General features: G+C 37.0%; 20 protein-coding genes. All 20 read right to left on the bottom strand.

All coding sequences use genetic code 11. The features are described 5' to 3' along the window. Positions 1-10 precede the first annotated feature (10 nt). The gene (locus tag AC0L6R_RS19505; RefSeq protein ID WP_473272730.1) at positions 11-730 is read right to left on the bottom strand and encodes a hypothetical protein; all 720 of its coding nucleotides are present in this window, start codon (positions 728-730) and stop codon (positions 11-13) included. Positions 731-744: 14 nt separating this feature from the next. Further along, on the bottom strand, positions 745-1,509 hold the full coding sequence (locus tag AC0L6R_RS19500) for a class I SAM-dependent methyltransferase (protein WP_473272729.1): 765 nt from the start codon (positions 1,507-1,509) through the stop codon (positions 745-747). A gap of 11 nt (positions 1,510-1,520) precedes the next feature. Continuing rightward, positions 1,521-2,240 carry a tyrosine-protein kinase family protein gene (locus AC0L6R_RS19495; protein ID WP_473272728.1) on the bottom strand — a complete coding sequence of 240 codons (720 nt, stop codon included), beginning with the start codon at positions 2,238-2,240 and terminating at the stop codon, positions 1,521-1,523. A 16-nt stretch (positions 2,241-2,256) separates the two neighbouring features. Next, the gene (locus tag AC0L6R_RS19490) at positions 2,257-3,912 is read right to left on the bottom strand and encodes a GumC family protein (RefSeq protein WP_473272727.1); all 1,656 of its coding nucleotides are present in this window, start codon (positions 3,910-3,912) and stop codon (positions 2,257-2,259) included. A gap of 12 nt (positions 3,913-3,924) precedes the next feature. Further along, positions 3,925-4,740, bottom strand: coding sequence for a polysaccharide biosynthesis/export family protein (locus tag AC0L6R_RS19485; RefSeq protein WP_473272726.1), 816 nt, complete (start codon positions 4,738-4,740; stop codon positions 3,925-3,927). A gap of 61 nt (positions 4,741-4,801) precedes the next feature. Further along, complete coding sequence (locus tag AC0L6R_RS19480) at positions 4,802-6,106, bottom strand: nucleotide sugar dehydrogenase (protein WP_473272764.1); 1,305 nt, start codon at positions 6,104-6,106, stop codon at positions 4,802-4,804. A 482-nt stretch (positions 6,107-6,588) separates the two neighbouring features. Further along, positions 6,589-8,109: a capsule assembly Wzi family protein gene (locus tag AC0L6R_RS19475; RefSeq protein WP_473272725.1), complete on the bottom strand. Its 1,521-nt coding sequence runs from the start codon at positions 8,107-8,109 to the stop codon at positions 6,589-6,591. Continuing rightward, positions 8,106-8,972, bottom strand: a complete 867-nt coding sequence (locus AC0L6R_RS19470; RefSeq protein WP_473272724.1) for a glycosyltransferase family 2 protein — start codon at positions 8,970-8,972, stop codon at positions 8,106-8,108. The genes AC0L6R_RS19475 and AC0L6R_RS19470 overlap by 4 nt, the downstream gene beginning before the upstream one ends. A gap of 2 nt (positions 8,973-8,974) precedes the next feature. After that, positions 8,975-9,730, bottom strand: coding sequence for a glycosyltransferase family 2 protein (locus AC0L6R_RS19465; RefSeq protein WP_473272723.1), 756 nt, complete (start codon positions 9,728-9,730; stop codon positions 8,975-8,977). Next, positions 9,730-10,491, bottom strand: coding sequence for a glycosyltransferase family 2 protein (locus tag AC0L6R_RS19460; protein WP_473272722.1), 762 nt, complete (start codon positions 10,489-10,491; stop codon positions 9,730-9,732). The genes AC0L6R_RS19465 and AC0L6R_RS19460 overlap by 1 nt, the downstream gene beginning before the upstream one ends. Continuing rightward, a complete protein-coding gene (locus AC0L6R_RS19455) occupies positions 10,473-11,180 on the bottom strand; it encodes a hypothetical protein (protein ID WP_473272721.1) in 708 nt (235 codons plus the stop codon). Before AC0L6R_RS19455 ends, AC0L6R_RS19460 begins: the two co-directional genes overlap by 19 nt. 263 nt (positions 11,181-11,443) lie before the next feature. Further along, entirely contained in the window at positions 11,444-11,683 is a 240-nt protein-coding gene (locus AC0L6R_RS19450; RefSeq protein WP_473272720.1) for a hypothetical protein, read from the bottom strand. Then, a complete protein-coding gene (locus AC0L6R_RS19445; protein WP_473272719.1) occupies positions 11,680-12,207 on the bottom strand; it encodes a hypothetical protein in 528 nt (175 codons plus the stop codon). The genes AC0L6R_RS19450 and AC0L6R_RS19445 overlap by 4 nt, the downstream gene beginning before the upstream one ends. Next, positions 12,200-12,676, bottom strand: coding sequence for a glycosyltransferase family 2 protein (locus AC0L6R_RS19440; RefSeq protein WP_473272718.1), 477 nt, complete (start codon positions 12,674-12,676; stop codon positions 12,200-12,202). The genes AC0L6R_RS19445 and AC0L6R_RS19440 overlap by 8 nt, the downstream gene beginning before the upstream one ends. After that, positions 12,677-13,768, bottom strand: coding sequence for a Wzz/FepE/Etk N-terminal domain-containing protein (locus tag AC0L6R_RS19435; RefSeq protein WP_473272717.1), 1,092 nt, complete (start codon positions 13,766-13,768; stop codon positions 12,677-12,679). It abuts the gene before it with no gap. Positions 13,769-13,820: 52 nt separating this feature from the next. After that, the gene (locus tag AC0L6R_RS19430) at positions 13,821-14,312 is read right to left on the bottom strand and encodes a glycosyltransferase family 2 protein (protein ID WP_473272716.1); all 492 of its coding nucleotides are present in this window, start codon (positions 14,310-14,312) and stop codon (positions 13,821-13,823) included. A gap of 158 nt (positions 14,313-14,470) precedes the next feature. Then, positions 14,471-14,692, bottom strand: coding sequence for a glycosyltransferase family 2 protein (locus tag AC0L6R_RS19425; protein ID WP_473272715.1), 222 nt, complete (start codon positions 14,690-14,692; stop codon positions 14,471-14,473). Positions 14,693-14,811: 119 nt separating this feature from the next. Beyond that, positions 14,812-15,354 carry a PglD-related sugar-binding protein gene (locus AC0L6R_RS19420; RefSeq protein WP_473272714.1) on the bottom strand — a complete coding sequence of 181 codons (543 nt, stop codon included), beginning with the start codon at positions 15,352-15,354 and terminating at the stop codon, positions 14,812-14,814. 25 nt (positions 15,355-15,379) lie between these two features. After that, a complete protein-coding gene (locus AC0L6R_RS19415; RefSeq protein ID WP_473272713.1) occupies positions 15,380-16,783 on the bottom strand; it encodes a hypothetical protein in 1,404 nt (467 codons plus the stop codon). Next, complete coding sequence (locus tag AC0L6R_RS19410; RefSeq protein WP_473272712.1) at positions 16,780-18,186, bottom strand: MATE family efflux transporter; 1,407 nt, start codon at positions 18,184-18,186, stop codon at positions 16,780-16,782. The genes AC0L6R_RS19415 and AC0L6R_RS19410 overlap by 4 nt, the downstream gene beginning before the upstream one ends. Positions 18,187-18,201: the final 15 nt, after the last annotated feature.

Raw genomic sequence — 18,201 nt, 5'->3', positions numbered from 1 at the left:
GAGTGGGATTTTAAGCGATGTGCTTAAAAATGAATCTCTTTAGTTTGAAATATGCCTGATATTTCAATTTTTTGACGAAAGGAAAATTGACGGGGTCTCCATAGGAACCGTCAACTCCGAAATAACTAGGGTAAACCGGCCAGAAACCAAACTCTCCACCTTGAGAAAGGTGCAAGTGAACAGCCCTAGCAAATACTCTTTCTAAAATGATATTGTTTTTCTCATCCAGATTTTTGTCACAAAATGGAGAGAAAATACCCTTGTAGAAGGACTTGCTCATCAAAAGCAGGCGGGTATCTCCCCAAGAAAGATCCCGTATAAAATTGATATAGACTGGTTTCATTTCTTCGCCCAATCCAGCTACAAACTCTTTAATATTTTGAATAATGTACCTGCCAGTGATTTTAAGGAGAAAATCAGTTTGTTCCATCAATTTGGAATGCTCCAAGGCATAATCCATTAACTGTTTTTCACCATGCCCTTTACCTAAGTGGCTACTAGTAGATTCAAATTGAAGTATTTCAAAATCGGGGAATTCTACTTTCAGGGAAAATATTCTCTCCGAATGAAACATGCTATTTTCTACGAAGACTACTGGAAAGCCCTGTTTTAAGTAAAATTCAGCTGCTCTGAAATAATCTTCCTCACGTTCTTCGATTGATCTGGCTGCCATAAATGTGTCCATATATGGTTTTATGGTAGCAGAAAGAAGGATTACTAGCTTAGGCAATTGAGAATTACTATTTAGGCTGAGAAATTGATGTTTGAAAGTTCATTATTCAAGCCTTTATAAATGAAAATCATATTATGATAAAAATGAATTGAAACAATATGTTTAGTTAAATAATCTGGCTCATAGCCTGGGATGGGGAATTCCTGATAGTTGAGCGTATCTACGAATTTTTTAAAATATCCATTTATCGTGTCAGGAGAATTCAAATCGGATATTTTACCACCAAATTCTTCCCAGTACGAAGTTTGCGTATCCTCGACCACATAAATTCCTCCTATTTTCAGTTTAGGGAAAAGATGCTGGAAAGTAGTGATCACATGTTCATTGATATGGCTTCCATCGTCAACTATTAGTTCCAACTCACCGATTTCAGCGCAAACCTTATCTAAAAACTGTAAATCGACCTGACTTCCTTGAAAAATCTTAATTCTTGATTCATTTAAGGCAGATTTATCATAGATATCTATCGCATGGATTTTGGCTTTAGAAAAGTATCTTTTCCACATTCTCAAAGACCCCCCACCTTGATGGGGATTATCATATCCACCTACTCCAATTTCCAAGAAATTAAAAGCCTTATTCCGGAGATGCTTAAAATGCTGGTGATAGTTTGGGGTGTAGAAGTGCTTACCAAACTTATCTGTCTGGAATAACTGGGCGAGGTAATCCAAATCCGAAGATTTCCCTATACTTCTGACATAATTAAACCTTCTCTTAATCCTTCTTTTCCTTTCAAATGGAAGCCCTTCCACCCAAGTTTTTAATTTTTCGAGCATAAAAATACAGACTATTTACCCCTTACTTTCTCAAAAATCCCCTTCTTAACATGGTCATCATCATAGTAACCATATCCATATCCGTAGGTGTAGCCGTAACCGTAAGTCACCTTGCTTCCATCGACACCATTAAATACAGCATATAGATTCTTAAGATTTTTACCTGTTTTTAGGCCATTGAGGGCATTTACAAAGTTTCTCTGGCTATAGTCCTGACGGAATACAAATAGGGTCAAATCCACATACGGGAGTAAGTCTAAGGTTTCGCTCACAAGTCCCACTGGAGGCGTATCCAAAATCACCACATCATATTCTTCCTTCAATTGGCCGATTAATTCTTCGAAGCGCTTGGTAAATAATAGTTCAGCCGGGTTAGGAGGTGTTGGTCCAGAGACCAATAGATCCATATTATCGAATTTGGTCTTTTTGACCCCCTGTTTCCAATCCTTTAGCTGCCCGGATAAAATAGTAGATAAACCTACATCATTACCAACTTCAAAATCTTGGAAAATCTTCGGCTTTCTCATATCACAACCGACCAAAATGGTTTTCTTTCCCGTCAAGGAGTAAACCGAAGCTAAGTTCATAGCACAAAAGGTTTTTCCCTCGCCAGAGATAGTGGATGTAATCATCAGGGTGAGCTGTTCTTCTTTTGGTGTGATGAAGCGAATATTTGCCCGCAGGGACCTAAAGCCTTCTGCCAATCCAGATTTACCTTGCTCGAAAACCACCAAATTGCTAGCTCCTTTATTGTAAAGAATAGTGGATAGAACCGGAATTTTTAATTTTTTCTCCAGTGAAGCTTACATCATCTATTTTAGTTCTTAGCAACTCTTTAATGAATATGAAAAGAATTGGCAGAAGGATACCAACCAAAAGACCAATAGTGTAATTCCTCATGGGAATAGGGCTAACCAGAAACCCTCCTTCTGCAGGTTCTATGATTTTATTTTGGGCAGTATTAGAAGCTTTGGTAATCGCAGCTTCGGCTCTTTTTTGCATCAAAAAAGTATAAATATTCTCCGTGAGACCTTGTTGTCTCTGAATACTGATTAAGTTTTGCTGAGTTTGTGGTAGAGATCGAAATGAATTTTCCATCTCAGAAATTCTATCTCGTAAATCTTGGATCAATAATTCTGAATTCTGATCTACATTTTTCAGAATCTCTTGAATAGAAGCATTGATTTCTCTTATTTTCTTATTTGTAGCTTGAACCTGCGGTGAAGCTTCAGTAAGTGTAGCAAGCTGCTTCGATTTTTCAACTTGATACTCAAGCAGGTTAGCAATTAAACTATTTAATATAGGGTCATCAATTCCTATTCCGGATGGCACGACTACATCCTGGTAATTTTCTCTAATCAAATAATCTTTGAGGTTTCTATAGTAAGACTTTTTAAACTGTTCTTGTCTTAATTCTGTCTCATACTGGGTCATTTGATCAAACACCGAAGAACTCTCACTTCCTAGGTCATAAATCTTATTGTCGGATCGGAAATTTTGTAATTGATCTTCGAAAAGCTTCAATGTATCGGCTACTCCTGCAACCTGGCTATCTATGAATCTTACCGTATTGCTAGCATTTTCATTTTTCTCAGCAAGCTCCATTGCAATGTAAGTCTCCATCAATTTATTGATATAGACTTCTCCTTTTTTGGCATGCGGCGTAAGTATACTCAGTTCGAGAATTGAGCCTTCTTTTTGAATGGAGCTAACACTCAATTTGTTAGCATATTCATTAATAATGGACTTATCATCTCTGATTTTCACTAGCAATTCCCCAGATTCATCAGCTCCTGTTTTGGAAATTCTCAGCCTATAATTGTTTGTCTCTACCCATTCCCCAAACTGAAATGTACTGGCTTCTGGTATGATTTCCATGTTGACATTCGAACCATTCGGAACATACTGGGTGTAAGCCTCGGCATCAAAGGAAAGTTTGTAGCTTTGGTTATCTTCCCATGTAAGGGTGATTAGACCATATAAGACCTGTGGGGATTTCCAATCCACCTCAACCAATACAGGCGTATTATTATAAAGCTCTTTTTTTACATAAGTCCCTTTTTCGTAGTATTCAACATTAAAATCCAATTGGCGCAAGGTTTCTTGTGCTATTGGTTTGGATTGTAGAATTACAATTTGATTGAGGAGTCCAACATCAGGGGAACCTTGTAAACTAGGTGCATCGAACAGCCCGAATTTACTTTCAGCTTCTTTGATAAAAAACATACCTGAAACCTTATATAAAGGCACAGTCATCCGAGTATGAATATATCCGATTCCTAAAAATATAATAGCTGAAACAACTATTATAGGCCAAATCCTAAGGATTTTGGGAATAACCGATTTTATATCAAACGAACTCTCTTCTTTTAAGAATTCACTTTCGTCTTGATCGAAATTCATAAGTAAATAAAATTAATTTCTTAGAGATAACACCAATGCTATGGCAGTTACCATAGAAGTTACTAGTGCCAACGTTTGAATAAAGTTTGTTCCTGCTCCAATTTCACGAACCTTCAAAGGCTCCGCGTAGAGCACATCATTAGGTCTTAAAAAGAAAAATTCAGTACCCAGCAATTTTTTATCATTCAAATTGATTTTATGGATTTTTGATCCATCAGGGTATTGTCTCAAAAGTATAATTTCATTTCTTTTTGCTAAAACAGTCATATCCCCTGCAGTGGCGATTGCTTCAAATATGTTAGCTCTGTTTTGAAGTATTGTTTGTTTCCCAGGATTATTAAATTCACCAATAGCACTGAACCTAATGCCACCTAACCTTACCTTGACGAAATATTCTCCTTCATTCACAAATCTGGAAACTTCTTTTTCAACTAATTCTTTTGCCTCCTTTGTTGTCAATCCTATCAACGTTAAATCTCCAATCAGTGGCATTTCTATTTTACCCTCTTCATCTAAGGTATAACCATTCATGAAGAAAATATCTCCCCCATTTTGGCCAGACATCATGCCTTGATTATTGGAGTCTCCAGAGATAGCACTAAAGATCAGGTTGATTTCAGTATTGGTTGTTTTTACATTGATATCTACGATATCAAATGCTTGAAGTAAATATTCCTCAGCTTCATAAGGGATAGTAGCACCAGTTGATACTACGGGATTACTATCTGCTCCCAAATCTTGCATATAGACGATACGCTTATTGGAGATGCAGGAAAAAATCAAAAATAATAGTGGCAAAAGCTTGATATACCTGTACAGATTTTTCATATAGGAATTATTCATTAAAGAGCAAAGAATGAAAATTTAGATTCAATTTGTAAAATTATTTTTAAAGGCGTGCGTCAATTTTTGATTTATCAAGAAATCCTTTGACATCGTAAACCACAAGATTATCTGACTTGCTGATATCCAGATCTTTAAATTGTTGATGCGAAACTGCTAATATAATAGCAGAATACACTTCTAAGTCCGGGGTTTGTTTGCCCCCGAGTATTTGAATACCATACTCATGTTGGACTTCAGCGGGATTGGCCCATGGATCATAGACATCCACATCCATATCGAAGGATTTCAGCTCTTTGTAAATATCTATCACGCGGGTATTACGGACATCTGGGCAGTCTTCTTTAAAGGTAAAGCCGAGAATAAGCACTTTGGCATCTATTACCTTCAAATCCTTGCGCATCATGAGTTTGATGACTTCAGTAGCAACGTGCTTGCCCATGCTATCATTTAATCGTCGCCCTGCCAAAATGATTTCTGGATGGTAGCCCATTTCCTGAGCCTTTTGAGCCAAATAAAATGGGTCAACACCGATGCAGTGACCTCCAACTAATCCTGGTTTGAATTTAAGGAAATTCCATTTTGTTCCTGCAGCTTCTAACACCTCTGTGGTGTCTATTCCAAGTAGGTTGAAAATTTTAGAAAGCTCATTTACAAAAGCTATGTTAATGTCACGCTGTGAGTTTTCAATTACTTTCGCAGCTTCAGCTACTTTAATCGAAGATGCTTTATGTGTTCCTGCTGTGATGACAGATCGGTACAGCTGATCTACAAACTCAGCAATTTCTGGCGTGGACCCTGAGGTGACTTTTAAGATTTTTGCTACCGTATGCTCCTTGTCTCCAGGATTAATACGCTCAGGGGAGTAACCTGCAAAGAAGTCTTCGTTATATTTTAATCCGGACACCTTTTCTAATACAGGTACACACTCATCCTCAGTGACCCCTGGATATACCGTGGATTCATAGATGACCACATCTCCTTTTTTCAAATAAAGGCCAATATTCTCCGAAGCCTTTAACATAGGAGTAAGAACAGGACGATTGTGCTTATCGGTGGGTGTAGGTACTGTTACAATAAAAACAGTGCAATCTGCTAATTCCTGTGAATGATTTGTAGGGAGTAAACCGTGTTTATCTGCATCTGTAAACCCATTCACCAATACTTCTTTCAATAAATCGTCTTCTACTTCAAGCGTATTATCTCTACCGGCGATCAATTCCCCTACTCTTTTTGTGTCAATGTCAAAACCCACTGTTGGGTATTGTTTGGCAAACTCAACAGCAAGAGGTAGACCTACATAGCCTAAGCCAATTACAGCAATTTTCACATCCTTCAAATCATTATTCATTGTTGCTTTTTTTCCTAAAAAACCACCCAAATGTGATTCCTTCATCAAATTTTCAAAATATGGACAGCTTCGCCCTTTCAGTCCCAGAACTTAGCCTTATTCAAAGGATATGAGCAAACCCTTTAAAAACGTATGAATTCAGCTATTAAAAAAACTCAATACTTAATCACTAACCTTCATTCTCAAGTCAAATGAGTACCAAAGTTACTCATTTGAAACTTGATGCAAAACTAACAGAATTAGAGGGATTTCAAACAGACAGTTATCTAGTTTGACCGATTCTATAGATCAAATTAAAACTACCGTAAAATGCTAATGGATTATATCCTGAGGGATAATCAGCAGTACTTATCCCTTCGTTTACCCACTGATAATTGTAGCTCTTTATAAATTGAGCTTTTCCGCTTAGAATCAGGTTGTTCCACTTCTGATCCCATATAAGTCCAAAACTCAGGTCAATCCAGGATTCCTTTTCTGGATTTCTATAAAATGCTTCTCGAATGAAAATCTTGATTATTTTCTAATCTTTCGAGCACAAATCCTCTTTTATTGAAGCCCGAGACATGGGAAACTTCTAAGCTTTGAACATTTGAACCTATTCCGCTGCCTACTCCTAGAGTTTCTCCATAATTCACAAAACCTCTTGCCAGTCCATGCGTATGCCAGGTTTGATTACCGATTTGACCCGGATAACGGATATACCTATTTACCGACTCTTGTTGATGGGTCATTTCGCTACGCACCTGAATAAATGTGTTTTCAGGACCTAAAGGAAATAGCTTTTGGAAGCCTACTAAATAAGCTCTTGCATGTTCGGGGTTTAATATAAATTCACGCCAGTTTAACGCATGATCCCTTCGACCAAATTCTCCATAAATTTCAAAGTTTCCTTTGGGAACCAAAAGTCTAAAGAAAATTGATACTTGCTGATCCTGTCCGTTGCTATCATAGACTACGGAATTGCCATTAGTAAATAGCTTATCCTTTTGAAAACCTTCAAATATTGGGAACCAATCAACAAATCTGTCGCCTTTGTACTTGCTGTATTGCTGAAATGTCCTGTTGATTCCTACAAATAAGTGCCGGATAAATGAAGGGTTATACGTCAAATTGAAGCCGTTTAAATAACGCCAGTCACCATCAAATTTTCTGAATCGTGCGTCATTTTGACTTTGGATTTGACTTGGGGCTAGCCCACTATTTTCAAGTCTTCCCATGACAATCTGCCCCTCAAAGTTCCCTATAAAAGTCCTTAGAGGTTTTCTAGTTGCAAGACTTAAATGAGGAAATCCTTGCGCATTATCACTGAATACCAAAGAATTAAACTGCCCAGGTCCCCACCAGATATTCTGAGTAGAAACACCTACTGCTACCGGGCCCGCTACAATATTTATACTTGATTGCCCCCACCACAATTTAGAAATAGACCTTGGGCCAAATCGCTCAGGGTTATCTCCATTGTTCCAGTAAAAAAATCTAGCGCTGATTTCTCTGGAAGTAAAATCCTCACCGAAGCCCTGATAAGGCTTGTTTTGAGCAAATAAATACTCTGGCTGAAATTGTATTTCTATCAGATGAAACCTTGCGTAGAATCCTGTACTTAGAGTGGTTTGGATCCCTACATTCGGAATCATTAGTTTGTTTCCCCAGCCGTATGGTCGTTTGGTATTTACTTCTGTCCCAACAAGCACAGGCAACATGCTAAATTGAACATTCTTCTTTTTTGGGATTTTGCTTCCCGCAAGGAAATGCATGACTTCTCTGACAGCAGGTGTGGAATCCCACGGAGTAAAATGATAGGGTCTTATTTGAAAAGAATAGGCGGAATCAAATTCTTCAAGAAGCTGCTTTCTTCTCAAAAACTCTTCTAAAACAGGCGTATCCGTATTTAAAATTTGACTGAAACCGGGATGGGTAACCAGGCCTAGAATTGCAAAAAGCACATAACTACCCCACAATTTCAATAATCTAAATGCTAGATTGGATTTGGTAGCCTGTCTCATTTCCTGCCAGGTTTTTTACCCATAAATACACTAAATGACTCTATAGCTTCGACCCATCTAAGGTTTTGTCTAATTCCAAAAAATCTCAATTTCTCTACTATACTCACCTCACTAAGACTAAAGATCTCGACTATATCTTTCCATTGAATACGAAATTTACCGATGAGTTTAATGGTAATTAAAAACTTGCTTTGGTCTTTTGGCAGACGCCCTCCAAAGCGAATGGCACGTACTCGAAGCTCATTCCAGGTTGATCTAGCTGGATGTCCAATTTTCAACTCCGGTCTATAGTGAATTTTAAAGCCTGCGTCAACGGCGCGGTTACAAAACTCCGAATCACCTCCAGTGAAAAGATTGGCATTAAATCCTCCAACAATATCTACAACTTTCTTTCTCACAAGAAGATTAGCAGTTACCCCGAAATTATTTTTGGAAACATAGCTAGCGTTGGGAAAAGCAAAAGCCTTTTCAAGTCGGACATATATATTATCCAGATGAGAAAAAACCTCGATGGAGCCTGCAAAAAGGTCAGCCTTGCCTTCTTCGAGAAGTCTACCCGCTTGATAAATCCAATCCTGCGCCGGTATACAATCCGAATCAGTAAATAAAAATGCATTTCCAGAGGCTTGAGAAAGCCCCATATTTCTTGCTGAATAGGATCCTGGGATATTTTGATTCAAGTATTTAATTGGAAAAGAGTACGTTTCTGAGGAAATGTGCTCTTCTGAGGGGTCGTTATTTACCACCAGCACTTCGAATGAACAAGTTGAACTCAATTGGTTATTCAAAGCATTAAGACAGAGCGTTAAGCGGTTCCAGTCCTTGAAAACAGGAATGATAACTGAAATAGAAATTGAAGTCAAATCTACTTTTTGGTTTTATGGAGATAGGTCTTCAGTACTCCGAAAATTGCATAATGCGAGAAATAATAACACGCCTGTAAGAGGTTAAGATGCTCAAATTCCCGATACACCCTCCATTGGTACTTAGCAGCTCGGAATTTATTTCCTGAAATAGAATCCCCACGTAACCGGTATTTAGCTAAGGGTTGATTAATCCCATAAGCATAAGGAATTTCCTTGAGAATTTTCAGCCATAGTGCAAAATCTTGCCTCCTTGAGATTACTGGCATGTAAACTTTGCCTATTTGACTGGTGTCATACATTGCCGTAAGACAGCCAATAGAGCAGGTTTTTAAGAGTTCCTCGTGACTAACTTTGGCAGGAACCTGATGAACCCCAACAATATCCTCACCCCGGAATTTATAATACCCTGAAAATGTAAAGGCATAGTTATTATCCAACATGAATTTCAATTGGACTTCAAGTTTATTCGGTTCCCAGAGATCATCACTATCCAAAAAAGCTATAAATCTTCCCTGAGCCATTTCTATCCCCTTATTTCTGCTGAGTGCAGCTCCGAGATTATGTGGGTTTTCATACAGATGAATTCTGGGATCGCGCTTATCATACTTATTCAAAATATGAATTCCCTTATCAGAAGAATAGTCATCAATGAGGATTAATTCCCAGTCCGTAAACGTTTGATTCAAAACGGATTGAATAGTCTCCTCAATATGAGAGTATGCATTATGTACTGGTGTAATAATTGAAACGAGCATCAAAGATTTGAGATGGAATTAAAGCCTTTAATACTTTCTTTTACGGATTGAATCACTGAAATAGATTTTTGAGGTTTCAATAGTTGCTTTACCATAAACGCAAATCCTAGCCAAAGTTGCGGAGATTTACCATATAATCTACGAACCAAAGCTCCTTTGCTTCGGAAGTAATTCTGATCTAAAATTTTGCCTGAACTTTCTAAAGGGTGAGAAACGATGTATTCAGGCACGAAATAAATAGTGAGCCCCTTATCAAGTGCATCATTAAGAAAAATCATTTCTTCACCACTTGGGTAAGCAGTACCCAAGCCAAATCTTTCATCAAATTTCAATCTTTTTTCTTTCAATTTTGATAGTCTGACAACCATTTCCACTGAAGACACCTTATAAATACTACTTCGATCATGCTTAAAGGCATGCTTTGAATAGTTCTTATAAGGTTCGCCTGAAGGCGTTTGTATCTTGAAAGTCAGAATATCAGCATCAGGAAATTTTGCAAAACCAGCTTCTATCTTGTCTTGGAGATCCTCTGTAAAAACGACATCGTCATCTGCAATCAAGCCTATTTCAGCAGATGAATGTTCGATTGCGCGATTTCTACTTTTAGAAAGTCCTCGCTCATTGAAGGAAATAAACTGAAAATTGGTACTAGACTCCTGATATTCAGTAGCATTTTGGGAAATAATCAAAGTGGGGATTTTCAAATCCCGGAATGAAGAAGGATCTTCATTCATAGTAGAAATTAATACTTGAAAATCCATTTAAATTTCGGTAAATAATGGGCCAATGAACTGGCTGCGATGCCCAGAAACAGCAAAGTGGCAGGCAGTCTGTGCCGCACAGCCCCTAGTAAGTGAAATTCGAAAAAAGCTGACATCCCAATATAGATTGCTATATATATAAACCATAAGCCATAGTTTTTCCAATGTCGCACAAACAATATACTTAGGAAAAGGATAACTAGAAGGTATAATCCATCTGCAAAATAAGCCAATTTAGTCCAGAACGGAATAAAGATGATCACTGGAAATGGCGCCAATAGAAACTGAAAAAACAAACCTGGGAAATCTATGATTAGATCAAACCAATTTGTCCAGAAAACTTCAGGAAAAGTAACCCCACTTTCAAAATAATTCAATCGCTGTAGATTTCTAAATAGCGCTAAGCTCTTTGGAGAAATTGGGATATTCAAAATAGTCTTGGAAATGAAATTTAGCCCAACGAATAAGATTGGGACCAGGACTATTGCTATGGTTACCAATTTCTTCCTGCTCAAGTTGATTTGACTTAAATACTGTAAACCAATGATAATAAAGAAGTAAAGCAAGAGCTGTATGCGAAGTATTCCTGCCAGAATAACCCCTAAAACAAGAAAAAAATTGAACGTATTCTTACGTGAAAGTCCATAGAAAAACAGCCCCAAAGCCAACACAAAATAGCTCTCTCTCAAAGGAGTGAAGGAATAAACAACTACAGAAGGTGCAACAGCTGCTAAAACTAGAAAAAAACGTTGTACAAGAACTTCCTTGATTTCATACGTTTGGTTAAATGCACCTGCTAGAAATATTAAGCCAAGTTGGAAGAAAAAGACATTGAATAAGAAATAGTTGAAAATAGACTTAAGCGAAAGAATATAAATTGGAATTGCAAGAAACTTATAACCGATTTTTACACCAATGGACTGATTATTCGGTGTTATTCTTTCTTAGATCGTCAGAGAATATTCGTAAACAGCTTGGTATCAGGGAAGAAAGGAATGAGTTTGATTTTGAAATCTATCAAGCCAATCGCCAGATAGAAAAGTAATAGACCCAAAAAATAGACATTGATAAACTTATTGTCCTTCAATAATACGCTTTTTGCGAAAACAGTCAATAAAAAATACAGTAACACAAAATAGAATGGAAGCGTGATCAGATCCCAGAATTCAATATTTTGATAATATGCTTTCAACTATTTAGCTTTCTTGTCTGAGTAAATCTATATTTCCTATACCATAGGTAGCTCAAATACTTTCTGAATCGATTAGGGGCTGATAGTATCTTATCAAAAAGATTCACCATTATTGCCAAATCTCCTTTCAAATAAGAGTGCTTATTTCCCTGTGCTTCCGTTTGAAACAATCTCTTCACCTCCTTTACATCTGCCGCAGTAAATACTTCTTCAAATCTGAAAAGTAGGTAAAGAAAAAGCCCCTCCGACTTTACAAAATCCTGGGGCCTCAAAACTGATTTCAATTTCTTGGCATACAGGAATCCTTGATCTAAAATAAACCGTCGCTTTTCAAGATCAATTTTAGTGTGGAAGGATGACTTTCGATAATAGGATGTATAGCCATGGGAAAAGTCAATTCTAAACTTTACCTCAACGTTACTCAATGCCCGAGCATGTAGTTCCACGTCTTGGAATCTTTGCTGAGAACTATCGAAACCTCCAATTTTTTGAAAAAATCTTTTTCCCCAAAGCCCACTACTCATATGCCAAGGAATCCAATACCCCCAAAAACATATCTCTATACTTAAGAGGTGCCAGATTTAAGTTTAGCCCACGAATAAATGTCGTGGCTTCTTCCACAGAGTCTGTAAAATGAGCGGTTGAAAAAATTATAAGATCTTCATCTCTCAGCGTATTCTTTCTTATTTCCAGACAGTTTTCAGATAAAAGATCATCTGCATCTAAAAAAATCAAATGTGTACCAGAGCTTTCTTTAACACCATAATTCCTGCATGAATTAGCTCCTTTCGGGAGATCCGCTGGCCTATCCAAATAACGAAAGCGCTCATCTGAATTACAAAATTTATTGACTATGGCATTAGAGTCATCCGATGAGCCGTCATCCACTACCATGCATTCCCATTCAGGAAAAGTTTGGTTTTGAACAGAAGATAAAGTCTCTGCAATATGGTCCGCATTGTTAAAACACGGAATGATTACTGATATTTTCAATTAGGAATTTTCTCCTTGATGAATTAGAAGATATTCACGAGTATAAACTGCGAATATCAAAATAAGACCAAACACAAAGCCCAAAGTTATTGCAAACCCTAAATTAAGGTAAAGTTTTGGAGAACTTGGGCTATTTGCTATGTAGGCAGGTTCTATTGCTGAGAAAATTGGTTTTTGACTATTCAATTTGATTTTCGCCAGTTCAAGTTCCTGTGCTATGGTTCGAAACAGCTCAAATTTCAGGTTGTATTCAGCACTCAGATTTTGTTCTATGGCTTTCATACTTTCCAAAAACAAGCCTTGATTCCTCTCTCTGAAAGTAGATAAAGCAGATTGGGCATCTTTAAAACCTTTTTCACTTTTGAGGTATTGTGCATTCAGGTATTCTACTTGGGCCTCTTGCTTTTCCACCAAATATTTGGTGGCATATTCTATTAATAAGTTTTCCACCAAATGGGAAAATGCAAAAGAAAGCTCTGCCTCTGGCATTTCAGTCGTGATCGTCAAAAGCCTACCGTCCGAACTTGCGAGGATACGCTTACCAATTTGGGAAAGTGCATACTGCTCAAGCGGATCATATTGAATTCTCTTTTTTCCGATCTCCTCTTTTATTTGTGAATCATCTACTCTGAGGGGAGCACTGTAAAGTGTAGATGGCCTTTTCAAAACCTTGTAAATACTATTTTGAGGTCTTGTTTCCACCATATATTTGAAGTAGGTAATTGAATCTTCGTACAGCTCCGATTTTAATTTGGAATACATCAATTCCTCCAAAAATGGTTTACTAGTCAAAATCAACGGGTATAAGGAAGGGTCAAGGGTTGACAATTGATTATCATTTCCACCTACCGAAATTCCTGCCGCTTGAGCTAAGGAGCCCAGACCACTAGGTGAGCTTGAATTCTGCGCTTCTACGAGCAAAACAGAGTTAGAAACGTAGGAAGGGGGTGTTGTCAAAAATATGGTGAAGCCAATAATCATGAAAATGACTATAGTAACAATCACCAGATATAGCTTCATTCGTACAAGTTTGACCAAATTAACAATGGTAAAATCGTGATTTTGAAGGATCTTAGTTGCTTTCTCTTTCATAAGGTAATTCTGCAATGCGCGCGAGTCATTGGATTTTGAAATGAAATGAATATCAAACTCTTTCTGCCTCTTTAATTCCTAAATCTAACTTCAACATTTCTTTCATTCCTATGCACTCCACATACCAAGTTGCAAAAAACAATTTTACTTTTTCAAATGCACTTAAATCAGAATAGGCAAAAATAGAAACATGAGGCCTGATAAAGTGTAAAGCGAATAATACTTTTTGCTTGGGAGTATAGGCACTATAAAACCTAGTGTACATACCTCCGATTGTTCTTTTCTTTTTACGAATTAATTCAGCAATATTTTTTCTTGAAGGATGGAAAACGACAACGTCTTCACCATATACCATTATAAAACCGGAAGAAGTAGCTTTTTTGGTCCACTCAAAATCACCTCCAGATAGAAGGGTTTCAGAAAATAGTCCGATTTTGGTAAAAACCTCTTTCTTACAAAATAGATTGGCAGTGACACTTTGACCCTTTTCTTCAACGTTTCTTTTTTGATCGAATCCAAATTTCTTTTCATAAATGAAAGCCAAATCTGTGGCGTCTAAGGGCTTGAAAAATTCCATCCTTCCACCAACCATATCGAATCCTTGGGATAAAAGATTTAAACCATTTTCCAGCCAATTTTCAGCTCGGTGCACAGTCAGAATCTGTAAATGCCACAAAACCAGAAGTGATTTCATTGACTCCTTTATTTCTTCCAAGCATAAGAACCAGGCGAGGATTCACTGATCACCCTCGTATTTGGAGGAAGTTCAAAATCTTGTGGCAATAAATCTGAAGGTTCATTATTTACTATCACTACTTCAAATTGATTTTGCGAAAGGGTTTGATTTTGTAGATGCTTCAAGCATTCACTTAAGGTTCGCCAATCCTTGTAAGTAGGAATAATGACAGAAATCTTTAAATCCATCTTTTTTACTAACTAGAATAATTAATTCTTAGCATCACTCGGCTTTGACTCTACAGGGTACCCCAAAAGCTGTATTCCCATCAGCAATATTCCTAGTGACTACAGAACCAGCGCCTATCTTACAATTTGCGCCTACATGAGACACCAGGAAGAATAACAGCACCTGCACCCAATTGAGTAAAATCACCAACGCTGGCATTACCCAAAACAAGAGCTCCTGGTCCTATTTCCACAAATTCCCCTATTCTGACTTCATGGTGGATTTTGGCTCCTACATTAATTAAAGACCCCAATCCAATTTGGACTTCAGGACCAATAAACGATAGATTTAAAGCATCATATAAACCAGATGAGGAAGCACTTACGCTAGCGTTTTTAGATCTTATTGGAAAGTAGATTCCTCCCATACCTTCAAGAGAATCAATCATTTTCTTTCTAATTTTAGAATTACCTATTCCCAAGCAAAAGAGAAAGGATCCTGAAACTTCTTCCCCTAATTCCTCCTCCGTATGGAGAATGCGAATATTTCCCTTAAAAATTAATTTACTGAAGTCTTTATCTAAGCAGATGATATCTTCAACCCTTAGCTCTGGGTCAAGAGTAATTAATTCATCAAAAACCTCCAAAGCATGACCACCGGCCCCAGCAATAACCATTTTCATCTACAGTTATTTTAAAAATAAAAATTTAACATATTTGATCAATCACCATTTCTAGATCTATAAGGTTTGTAACATCCTTTTTTCCAATGTGAGCGCGAATAGAAGATAATAAATTCTCAGTGCTACCGGCTACCCCACCCTTTGCTTTTTGCTCATCTATCAGGTGGTGATAAGTAACCTCCCCTATGGTCTCCAATATAATGCTGAATGTACCTAAGTCAGCAGCTTCGGAAATACAACCAGAAAACTTTGATATATGAAGATCAACTCCTTTCAATAATAGAGGCAAAGGAGTTTTATTTGCTAATTCCCATGATTTCTGATTGAAAACTCCCAATGACTCTAATGCCTCAATCAAGCTTTCCTTCGAAGCTTTGTCTATCCTAGGATGAAGACGAATCAGCCATTCAAACTCATCCTTTGTTTGGAGTATAGTATCAATAATATAATCATCAATAATGGGACTCATAGGCTGTAGTGTAAACAATATAGTAGGCTTATTACTATCCAACTTATTGCCAGTATTCCTCAGAAAATTATGCCAAGGATTTCCACTGATTTTAGTTTGAAAAGTAGAGAAATTAAAATTCCCTTTTAACTGTTCTTCAGACTTATGATCCCATAACCAGAACATAGTAGGAAGAATAGAATAATCCTCTTTAAATCCAGAATATGCTGCGTGAAACACGCCCTGAGTGCCATGTTGTATATCAATACATTCAATTCCTCTATTCCTTGCAGCGATCAATAAACCGAAGCAAGGAATATTGTAATACGATAATAAAAAGATTTTTTGAGGGTTAGTTTGGTCCAAAATCCAATCAAAACTAGCCTTCCAAATATAGACTTTTCTGAGAGTGTCAACTACTTCTTTTCGAATGGAGAAAGTTGAATTTGAATTCTTGCTTTCCAAAAAAGAGTTTAGCTCCTCAAATCCTACCCATTTAGAATAATCTATGTGTTCAATTTTAACTCTATTTTCAAAATAACTATAAACTAATTGAATATTTTCACCTCTGTTTTTGTAAGTCTTTGCTTGAACCTCCTCTCCGTACTCCAAAAAAATAAATCCCTTATTTTTCTTAGCTAAACTATCACCGATGGGATCGAAAAATTTATTGAATGATTCACCATTGAAACTTTCTCTAAAATTAATACCACTAAAAAACAGGTAATCAACAGAATCCAGCTTTACCTTTTTTAATCCAAAATATGATTTTAATCTTTTAATAGGTCTTTTTATGGAATTTTTAATCAATCCTGGATTTATACTGTGATTGGATTTAACTTTCTGTACTAGTCTTAAAAATAAAGTCGTCTTAAGTATTGGCCAGATTTTAACTCCTTCAAAAAGCCATTCTTCCGTTTGGTTTTCGTCTTCAAAAGCATTCAGGAATTCAATTAATTCTTGCCTCTCTCTAAAACTCATGCTGCAAATCTATTTTTGAAAAGGAGACCAGATAGTATCGAAATAGCTAAAACAATCAGAGTGATTACCAATTTTGTCAGAATTGAGAAATCAACTATAAAATAAGCGCCAATCGTGAGTGCCAGCGTCAAAATCAACCAAATGTAGGGATGATAGTTAACGGTATTCACTGCCTTGATGGATGGAATAAAAAAACCAATATATCCCATAAATAGTAAGGAAATAAAGGTTGTGTACGCAGCTACTTCAAATCCATAAATCGGAATTAATATAGAATTAAGAACTACGTTAATGATGCCCGCTAAGAAGGTGATTTTCCATATTATATTAGTCTTTTCTACAAAAAAGAGCTTATTACTAGATCCCATATACATAGGCCGGTAGTTATAGCCCATTACGATAATTATCCCCAAGGAATACATTTGATCTAATCCAGGACTCTTAAGCAAAAATGAGAAAAGCTCTTTAAGCCAAATACTTACTAAAAAAGTCAAAACGAAAAAGGCAAATTGTAGCCCGAAAACTAAATTCCTAGCAACTATATCTTTGCCTTCTTTGAATTTCTGCGTCATCATAGGTCCAAGGGCAAACCCAGCAGCCATACCTATTTGCTGAAATATGTTTCCGACCGTGTAAGCTGCATTGTATTTACCTATATTATTTACTCCTACTCCCAGCACATCCATCACCAATTTATCTGAAGAGTTCAGCAAATAACTTGAGTAATAGTGAGGAACAGTAGGCAAACTAACCTTAAGCGATTGCTTGATAAGTCTCCATTTGAAATTAAAAATAGGCTTTAGTCCAAATTTAAAATTAACGGGATAGTAGTAAGAGGCATTGGATAGAACAGTAGAAATCAGGCTTGCCCAAAACCAGCCCATATAGCCTAATTTCAAGTACGAAATAAAATAAAGGTTTAAGAAAACAGTTAAAACCCCAAATAAAGCCGTTCTCAACCCTATCTGCAAGGGCTTTTGCTTAAGCTGAAAATAGGTTGAACCAATGATCCCAACTGGACCAAAAATCACCAGAGGCGCTACGTTAATGAGTGTAATCAACCAACGGTTTTCCTGCGCCTCCTCCGGAACTATCCAATAGATCAGCAATCCCAAAATGAACGCGTAAACCAAATTCCAAAGGGTCAAAAAGCCATAAATTTGCCTCCATGCCCACTTAAACTGATTTGGTGATTTGTAGAAGGTATTGACTAAGATCACTCTAAGCCCTAGAAATGCCAATACAGCTATACTACTCGTATAAGCAGTAAGTATACCCGCAACTCCAAAATCAACCTCTGTTAAATCCTTGGTAATAACAGGTAAGATAAAAAGTTGGGCAATTTTAGGGATCTGAGGAGCAAAACCATAAATAACCGTGTGGCTAAATAACTTTTTGAACATATTAAAAATCTGAGC

The organism is Algoriphagus sp. 10J20-15 (assembly GCF_055809615.1).
The sequence above is the reverse complement of the archived record's forward strand: the minus strand, read 5'-3'. Positions and strand labels throughout refer to the sequence as shown.